At 69.2% G+C, this 7,106-nt stretch carries 5 protein-coding genes and 1 pseudogene; 4 read left to right on the top strand and 2 right to left on the bottom strand.

Features of this window, described 5'->3' with window-relative positions; genetic code table 11:
• The coding region (locus Q664_RS43285) for an AMP-binding protein (RefSeq protein WP_043410499.1) at positions 1 to 331 on the bottom strand (331 nt) is incomplete at its 3' end.
• Between the two features lie 241 nt (positions 332 to 572).
• Positions 573 to 2,162: a Vgb family protein gene (locus Q664_RS43280; RefSeq protein WP_043410497.1), complete on the bottom strand. Its 1,590-nt coding sequence runs from the start codon at positions 2,160 to 2,162 to the stop codon at positions 573 to 575.
• A 328-nt stretch (positions 2,163 to 2,490) separates the two neighbouring features.
• On the opposite strand from Q664_RS43280, the gene Q664_RS43275 reads away from it, so the two are divergent.
• The 4 genes and pseudogenes from Q664_RS43275 (at position 2,491) to Q664_RS43260 (ending at position 7,076) form a co-directional block, all read left to right on the top strand.
• Entirely contained in the window at positions 2,491 to 3,615 is a 1,125-nt protein-coding gene (locus tag Q664_RS43275; RefSeq protein WP_043410493.1) for a polysaccharide deacetylase family protein, read from the top strand.
• A gap of 20 nt (positions 3,616 to 3,635) precedes the next feature.
• Positions 3,636 to 4,781 (top strand): GNAT family N-acetyltransferase, encoded by a 1,146-nt coding sequence (locus tag Q664_RS43270; RefSeq protein ID WP_063934861.1) that lies wholly within the window; start codon positions 3,636 to 3,638, stop codon positions 4,779 to 4,781.
• Positions 4,748 to 5,904 (top strand): annotated as a pseudogene (locus tag Q664_RS43265) (DegT/DnrJ/EryC1/StrS family aminotransferase). The gene Q664_RS43270 and the pseudogene Q664_RS43265 overlap by 34 nt, the downstream one beginning before the upstream one ends.
• Positions 5,901 to 7,076 carry a GNAT family N-acetyltransferase gene (locus Q664_RS43260; RefSeq protein WP_052519407.1) on the top strand — a complete coding sequence of 392 codons (1,176 nt, stop codon included), beginning with the start codon at positions 5,901 to 5,903 and terminating at the stop codon, positions 7,074 to 7,076. Before Q664_RS43265 ends, Q664_RS43260 begins: the two are co-directional and overlap by 4 nt.
• Positions 7,077 to 7,106: the final 30 nt, after the last annotated feature.

The following is a 7,106-nucleotide window of genomic DNA, read 5'->3' as shown; positions in this document are numbered from 1 at the left end:
GGCGGGGAAGGGTGCGCTCCAGACGCGAGGGGTCCGGGGGGTAGGCGGGGACGGCGACGACACCAGAGGCCAGGCAGCCGAAGAAGCCGGTGACGTAGTCGAGGCCAGGAGGGTAGAGGAGGACGGCCCGCTCGCCCGCTGGCACCTCTTGCTGGAGGAGGGCCCCCAGGCCGCGGGCTCGCCGCCACAGCCCCGCGTAGCTGAGCTCGGAGGAGTCGCCTTCGGAGTCCTCCAGGAAGGAGAACAGGCGTTGCTCGCCGTGGCGGGAGGCGCGCTCTTCGAGCAGCTCGAGCAGCGTCGACGCACGGGAAACAGGCGAGGGGAACGTCATCGGGGTGCAACCTCCGTCAGAGCGCGAAGCGCCTAGAGCGTAGGTGCAACCGAATGACCACTACAAGACATGGTGGTGAGGCCGCTGGAATCGCGAGCAGGCAGGGAATTACGCCCCTCTACACGTCGCTACAGGGACGGATCGAACCTCCCGGGGACACTCCCCACCGGTCATTGAAGCCCCGCCGCCCGGAGCGGCGGGGTCCTCGTGAAAGTGGGAGTGCCGATTCTGGCCGTGTGCTTCAGCGCGCCTTGTCCGAGGGCATGAACGTCAGGGAGATGGGGCGCGCCAGCCCTCCACTTCCGGGTGGAACGAACAGGTCCATGAACGCACCCGTTCTCCCGTTGAAGCGGAACACGGAGTCACCGAGGAAGCTCGGCAGGTAGAGGTTCCCATCGGGGCCGAAGACGAGGTCATTGGCCGAGTTCAGCCCGCCGCTCCCGGGCGGCACGAAGACATCGATCAACGCGCCCGTCCTCCCGTTGTAGCGCCGCACGTCGTTGGCGGTCGTGGAGACATACAGCTTGCTGTCCGGGCCGAAGGCCAGCGGGACCACTTCGATGTCTCCGATGAAGACCGCTCCGCTCTGCCCTGGCGCTGGCAATGGCGCGCCCGTCCTCCCGTCGTAGCGCAGGACGTCATTGCCCAGGACGCTCTCGACGAACAGGTTCCCATCCGGACCGAAGGCCAGATGCTGCGGGACGGACAGTCCACCCCCGGAAGCGAATACTCCCAGGAAGGCTCCGGTCCTCCCGTCGTAGCGCAGCACGCTGTTGGTGCCGAAGAAGCCGTCGCTGACATACAGGTGGCCGTCGGGGCCGAAGATCAGATCATTCGGAGCCCCGAGCCCACCGCTCCCGGGTGTCACGAAGACGCCCAGGAAGGCGCCCGTCCTTCCGTCGTAGCGCAGGACATTCCTGCTGTCGAAGCCGGCGATGTAGAGGTTGCCATCCGGGCCGTACGTCATGCCTTGGGGGTTGGCCAGCCCGCCACTGCCGGGAGGAATGAAGACGCCGGCGAAGGCGCCCGTCCTTCCGTCGTAGCGCAGCACGCTGCTGTCGGTGTTGCGGGTGACGAGCAGATCCCCCTGTTTCACCTCCTTCGGACGGACCTTGATGCGCACGCAATCCAGGCCCCACAGTTCGTTGGCATCGCCGCGAGGCGGATCCGTGAAGCGGAGCTTCAGGCCGCTGGCGGAGTGCGGGAAGGTGAAGGTGAGCCGGTAGATGGAGTCGCCCACCCCGCCGTAGCCGGACTCATCGGGATAGCCGAGCGTTCCCTTCTCGGTCGCGCCGGTGAGGCCCGGGTTGCTGCCTCCGGGGTACGGTCCCGGATACGACTGCGAGAACTCGGGATCGAACGGCGCGTCATCGTTGGAGAAGGTGGCATCGAGCAGCACGGGGCCACCGTCCACCTGTGCCACCCAGCGATCCGGGCCGCAGCAGGTGCTGTTTCCGTCCCACGTCTTGAGGACGAACAGCTCGAGCGTGACCTTGATCTCATCATGGGCCGGCAGATCCTCGAGCTGGAGCGCCACCTCTTCCTGGTTGAAGGGACCCAGGAATCGGCGCTTTCCGTTGGGAGACTTGGACGTTCGGGGAATGCTCCACTCGGGCCCCGCTCCCTTGCCGAAGTACTCCTCGTAGATCAGCTGGAAGGGCTGCTTCCATTGTGCCTCGAGTTCCTCCTCGTCCAGGAACTCTCCCTCGTCCCGGGCCTCCTCTACCTCCGAGAGCCCGGTGGTGTCCTCCTGTTCCATCCCGTCGGACACTCCGCACCCGGCGATGAAACACACCGCCAGCACGGCGCTCCAGAGCCACTTTCCATTCATGTGTCTTCCCCCCTCCGCGAGCGGACGCCATCGCGCGCGACGCACCCGCTCATGCGACAAGCTGGAGAGCGGAGGGCTCCCTTTCCATTGTCTGGTGGGGCACCGCGATGCGTACCCGTGTACTCGCCTTCCCTTGCTCGGATGCCCCTCCTCCCGGTGCCTCCCCATCATCGGATGGTGCGCGGCCTCGAGTGACGTGCGTGCTCCTCTCCGGGTCGCGCTGGGGCATTGCGTGGGAATGCGTTGCCCAATGTGGGTGCATCTCCCCGCAACTTCGGGAGTTCTGGCCCGGCGCTGTGATTGCAATGAGCTCGGGCGGGGGGGAGCTATGAAGGATGCCAATGTGTTCGTTCCCGGAGCCGGACGGGACCAGTCATGGCCCGAGCGGCCGAGGAACCGGATCGATCGGGAGCGATCGAGGAACCGGATCGATCTGGCGCGGGTGGTGTCACGCGCGCGCGGCGTGGACCAGCGGGACTGGGTGTACTGGGTGAAGAAGGGCGTGAAGGCGCTCACGTACTACGCGGGCCTTCATCCCGCCTCCTTGCGGCTCGGGGAAGGCGAGGCGGCCATCCTCTTCTATCACAAGGTCCAGCGGCGGCCGGTGGGGGTGTGGGGTGAGCCGGTGCTGGATGTCCATGCGTTCGAGCAGCATGTCGCCTTTCTCGCACGCCAGTACCAACCCGTGCTCCTGTCCGAGCTCGTCGCGGGACTCGAGGGCCGGGCGAGGTTGCCCCGCAGGGCGGTGGCACTGACCTTCGATGATGGTTACCGCAACAACCTGTACCTCGTCGCGCCCATCCTCGCGCGCCATGGCGTTCCAGCCACCATCTTCATCACCACCGGGTTGGTGGGGACCGACGGTTGGATGTGGGGGTATGAGCTGGAGGAGATCTTCTCCCGCTCCCCGCCCGAGCAGGTGTGCCAGGCGAGTGGCGACCCGGCCATCATCCGCCTGGGCTCGCTCGGGTTGGGACCGCGGGTCCTGATGAGCGCGTGCGTCGAGTACCTCAAGGAGCTGCCGCACGAGAGCATGCTCGACATCGTGGAGCGGCTGCGCGCGAAGTTCCCGGTGCCGGTGAACGACGAGAACCGTTTCCTCTCCTGGGAGGAGGTGCGGGAGCTGGCGCACCAGGGTTTCGAGCTGGGCGCTCACACGCGCAGCCACCCCATCCTCACGCGGCTGCCGCTCGAGGAGGTGGAGCGGGAGCTGCGGTCCTGCCGCGATACGCTCGAGGAGAAGCTGGGCGTGCGCCCGGCGCTCTTCTCCTATCCCAATGGCGCCACGTGTCCCGAGGTGACGGCGCTCGTGGGCCGCTACTTCCAGGCAGCGGTCACCACCCGCTCGGGGCTCTGCACGCGGACGAGCGAACTGCTCGAGCTGCCGCGCATCGGGGCGCCCGTGCCGGTGTCGGAGCTGGCCTTCGATCTGGTGTGGAAGGTGTCACCATGAGCGGCCGGGAGGAGGGGGCCATGGAGCAGGTGGTCCGGTGGGAGGAGGCGCCCGGGCCCGGCGTCACCGTCGAGCAACGGGTGGGGCTGGGGGCGATGGCCGGGTACTCGTCCGAGTGGGACGCGGTCGCGCATGGTGCTCCGGGGGCGGGGCCCTTCGCGCTCGGCGGTTGGACCCGGCTGTGGATGGAGAGCTTCGCCCCGGGCTCCCCGCTCCGGGTCTTCCGCGCGCGAGGGAATGGTGGGCCCCTCGCCTTCGCTCCGCTGTTGGAGCGGCGTGGGCGTCTGGCGGGCGTGCCCGTCCGGCTGTGGCAGTCCCCGTCCAACGAGCACTCGCAGCGTGTGACGTGGGCGCTCGACGCGGCCTGTCCGGAGGAGTCCGTCCGCGCCATCTGGGCACACCTCCGGGAGGAGCCCTGGGAGGTGCTCCTGCTCAAGGACATCGAAACGGGTGGGGTGTTGGACGCGACGCTCGGCGCGGCCGCGGGGGAGGCGGGCTTCCAGGTGGCGCGCTGGCCCTCGCTCGAGTCCCCATGGCTCCCGGTGCTCTCCCGCGGCGCGCTCGAGGAGACGCTCGACGCGAAGTTCCGCGCGAACCTCCGGCGGCGCCGCAAGAAGCTCGCGCGGCACGGCCCGCTCGTGCTCGAGCGCGTGGAGGGCGGGGACGCGCTGCACCGGGCTCTCGAGGAGGGCTTCGCGCTGGAGGGCGGTGGGTGGAAGGGGCAGCGGGGCACCGCCATCATGTGCCGTCCGGAGACGCTCGACTTCTACACGGGCCTGGCCCGGCTCGCCGCGGCGGGGGGCTGGCTCGCCCTCTACACCCTGCGGGTGGGGGGCCGTGCCGTGGCCTTCCATTTCGGGCTGGAGTACGGGGGCCGTTACTACCTGCTCAAGCCCGGCTACGACGAGGGCTTCTCCGAGTGCTCTCCGGGCCAGCTCCTCGTCGAGGACGTGCTGGAGGACCTCGCGCACCGGGGCACGGCGGAGTTCGACTTCCTGGGCCCGAGGATGCCCTGGAAGCTCGACTGGACGCAGCGGGTGCGCCGCCATGTCTGGCTTTTCATCCTCCGGCCCACGCTCAAGGGGCGCCTGCTGCACACGGTGCGCTTCCAGCGGGGACCGGCGGCGATGCGATGGCTTCGGGAGGTGGGCGAATGGATGCGCTGATGGACATTCCGTCGCTGCCCGGGCTCGACCCGGCGCAGCTGTTGCCGCGCACGGGCGTCGCGGCCTCCTTTCCCTTCAACAGGTTCGGGCTCGAGTTGACCTATCTCGGCCGCAACGCGGTGTGGCGGGCGGCGAGGATGCTGGGGCTCGAGGGAGGCGAGGTCATCGTTCCGGCCTACCACCATGGCGTGGAAGTCTCGGCGCTGCTGCACGCGGGCGCGCGGATCCAGTTCGCGCGCGTGGATGGGGAGGGCCGGTTGGATGTGGAGCACGTCCGCGCGTGCGTGGGTCCTCACACGCGCGCCATCTATGTCATTCATTACGCCGGCTTCCCCAACCCCTCGAGGCGTTGGCGGAGATCGCCCGCGAGTGCGGCGCCCTTCTCATCGAGGACTGCGCGCTGTCGCTCTTCTCCAGCGACGGCGAGCGTCCCTTGGGGAGCCTGGGGGAAGCCGCCATCTTCTGTTTCTACAAGACGCTCCCCGTGCCCCACGGGGGTGGCCTGTTCATGCGGAACGCCGCCACGGCCGGACTCGGGCCTCCCGTATTGCCTCCGCTCCTGCCGGCGCTCTCGCACCTGGCGGGCTCGATGCTGGTGGCGTCCGAGCGCCGCTTTCCCAGCGCGGGCAGGTGGGTGCGCTCGGGGGTGAAGGCCGTCACCCGGCACATCCGCGAGTGGGCCCGTGACGAGGACATTCCCGTGGGAACCCAGGAGCTCGATCCGACGGTGCTGCATCTCGGGATGAGCCCCATGGCCGCCCGGTTGCTCGAGACCGTGGACGCGGAGCAGGTGGTGCAACGCCGCCGTGCCAACTGGTTCCTGCTCCACGAGTGGATCGGCAGGCCCGCGCGGACGGTCTGGTCCTCGTTGCCGCCCGGGGTGTGCCCGCTCTTCTACGCGCTCGAGGTGGATGACAAGGAGCTCGCCCTGCGCCGGTTGTGGTCGCGAGGCATCCATGCGGTCGACTTCTGGAGGTACGGCCATCCCTCGGTGCCGCGCGACTGCTTTCCCGAGGTGGAGGCGCTCCGCCGGCGGGTGGTGGAGCTGCCCTGCCATCAGGACCTTGGCCGCGAGGAGCTGGAGCGGATGGCGCGCGTGGTGTGGGAGGTGCTGGAGACATGAACGGCTGGACGATGGTGCTCGTGCGCGAGACACGGGGTTTCCTGGCGCTGCGTGACGAGTGGCGGAGCCTGTGCGAGTCCGGACGCGCGAGCGTCTTCAACACCTGGGAGTGGCTCTTCGGCTGGCACCTCCAGCTCGGCGGGCGGCGACGGCCCTTCCTCCTCACGGTGCGGGACGGGTCGGGCCAGCTCGCGGGGGTGCTGCCGCTCTCCCTGGAGGAGCGGTGGTGGGGCGGTGTCCGTCTGAAGTGGCTGCGGTGGCTGGGGGACGAGGGCGTGGGGAGTGACTACCTCGATGCGATCCTCCGGCCCGGGGACGAGGCGGCCCTCACGGAGGTCCTGGCGGATGCGCTCGAACGCGTCCGGCACGAGTGGGACATCCTGGAGCTGTCCGACGTGGAGGAGCTGTCCCCCACGGTGGCGCTCCTGGAGGCGCGATGCCGGGCCCGTGGGTGGCACCTCGAGCGTACCGGGCGCAACCGCTGCCCGTACGAGGTCCTCGATGCGGGCGAGTGCTTCGACACCTTTCTCGCCCGGACGGCCCGGGCCGACAACTTCCTGCGCCGCCGCAAGTGGCTCGAGCGGCAGGAGGGGTTCGCCATCACCAGGGCGGAGAAGCCCGAGGAGCTGGCCCGTGCGCTGCCGGAGTTCTTCCGGCTGCACGCGTTGCGTTGGGGAACGCGCAGTGGGCTCGGCGCGCCGGACGTCCAGGCCTTCCACCAGGAGGTGGTGCCACTGCTGTCGGCGGCGGGGAAGGTGCGCCTCTACCTCCTGTCGGTGGGAGGCAGGGCGGTGGCGTCCGTCTACGCCCTGCGGCACGGGCGCACCTTCAGTTACTACAACGCGGGATACGATCCCGAGTGGAAGTCACGGAGCGTGGGGCTCGTGCTCGTGGGAGAGACGTTCCGCGATGCACTGGCCGAGGGCTTCTCCGAGTACGACTTCCTGCGCGGCACCGAGGCCTACAAGTCGGACTGGGCGAGGAGGCAGCGGATGACGGTCCAGCTGCGCATCACCCGGCCGATGAGCCTGGGTGACTGGATGGTGCGAGCCCAGGCGCTGGAGCGGACAGCCCGGAACGTGCTCCGGGATGCGCTGCCCGAGCAGGTGCTCACGCGCGTGCGGAGGCTGAGGCCGCGGGGGGACGGAAGCCCTTCGGAGATGGCGGAGTGACACCCGGAGGGGCCGGAGATGGGCTCCGGC

It is taken from the genome of Archangium violaceum Cb vi76 (genome assembly GCF_000733295.1).
GTDB lineage: Bacteria > Myxococcota > Myxococcia > Myxococcales > Myxococcaceae > Archangium > Archangium violaceum.
Note: the sequence above shows the minus strand (reverse complement) of the source record. Positions and strands in the feature narration are given on the sequence as shown.

Excerpts from the sequence above, each read along its gene's own strand:
- Q664_RS43260 (WP_052519407.1), top strand. The coding sequence starts at position 5,901 with ATGAACGGCTGGACGATGGTGCTCGTGCGCGAGACACGGGGTTTCCTG.
- Q664_RS43275 (WP_043410493.1), top strand. The coding sequence starts at position 2,491 with ATGAAGGATGCCAATGTGTTCGTTCCCGGAGCCGGACGGGACCAGTCA.
- Q664_RS43280 (WP_043410497.1), bottom strand. The coding sequence starts at position 2,162 with ATGAATGGAAAGTGGCTCTGGAGCGCCGTGCTGGCGGTGTGTTTCATC.
- Q664_RS43270 (WP_063934861.1), top strand. The coding sequence starts at position 3,636 with ATGGAGCAGGTGGTCCGGTGGGAGGAGGCGCCCGGGCCCGGCGTCACC.